Source organism: Pseudomonas sp. GW821-FHT02H09, assembly GCF_059421425.1.
This window is the reverse complement of record NZ_JBWKVA010000029.1, coordinates 19,328-20,498: the sequence shown is the minus strand read 5'-3', so window position 1 is coordinate 20,498 and position 1,171 is coordinate 19,328.

Sequence of the window (1,171 nt, the reverse complement as noted above, 5' to 3'; positions counted from 1 at the left end):
GGCGGTTTCGCTCTTACAGCGGTCTTGTACGGTCCCTGTAGGAGCGAGGCTTGCCCGCGATGGCGGCCTGACAGCCGACCTGTCTCTTGCTGGTGTACATATCCGTTCCTGCGGTTAGGGCTGCTGGCGGTTTCGCTCTTACAGCGGTCTTGTACGGTCCCTGTAGGAGCGAGGCTTGCCCGCGATGGCGGCCTGACAGCCGGCCTGTCTCTTGCTGGTGTACATATCCGTTCCTGCGGTAATGGCTGCTGGCGGTTTCGCTCTTACAGCGCCTCACTTTTCCAGACGCCGAAAAGTAAGCAAAAGGCTTCGCCCCGGCGTACGGCACCTCGCTGGGGCTCGGCGTTCCCTCGCTACGGTGCCCATCAGGGGGCATCGCCTCCGGTCGGCTTCGCTTCGACCTCCTCTCGATGTGTTCGGCTTCGCCGAACGGCGCTACGCGCCTACCCCCTGATGGACACCTACGCTCGGCCTGCCGAAGGGGCGGGTAGATCAAGATCAAAGCCAAAGCCAAAGCCAAAGCCAAAGCCAAAGCCAAAGCCAAAGCATTCTGCAGAGCCCATCTACATCGTGTACATCCACAAGAAACTGGTCGGCTGTCAGGCCGCCTTCGCGAGCAAGCGAACGTCGCCTGGCCCCTTTCCACACTAGATCAGCGTACCCCCGAGCAAACAAACAGGCCGGCCGGTAGGCCGCCTCGGCGTGCCTTTGATCTGCCCGCCCCTTCGGGAGGCCGAGTGGAGGCGTTCATCAGGGGGAGGCGCGAAGCGCCGTTCGACGCAGTCGAACACATCGAGAGGAGGTCGAAGCGAAGCCGACCGGAGGCGATGCCCCCAGATGAATGCTGGAGCGAGGGAACGCCGAGCCTAGGCGAGGTGCCGTACGCTTGGGGCGAAGCCTTTTGCTTACTTTTCGGCGTCTGGAAAAGTGAGGCGCTGTAAGAGCGAAACCGCCAGCAGCCGTTACCGCAGGAACGGATATGTACCCGGTAAAAATCAACAGTAAACGCACCGCCGCCATCGCGGGCAAGCCTCGCTCCTACAGGGCCGGTGCAAGAGCGCTGTAAGAGCGAAACCGCCAGCAGCCGTTACCGCAGGAACGGATATGTACCCGGTCAAAATCAACAGTGAACGCACCGCCGCCATCGCGGGCAAGCCTCGCTCCTACAGGG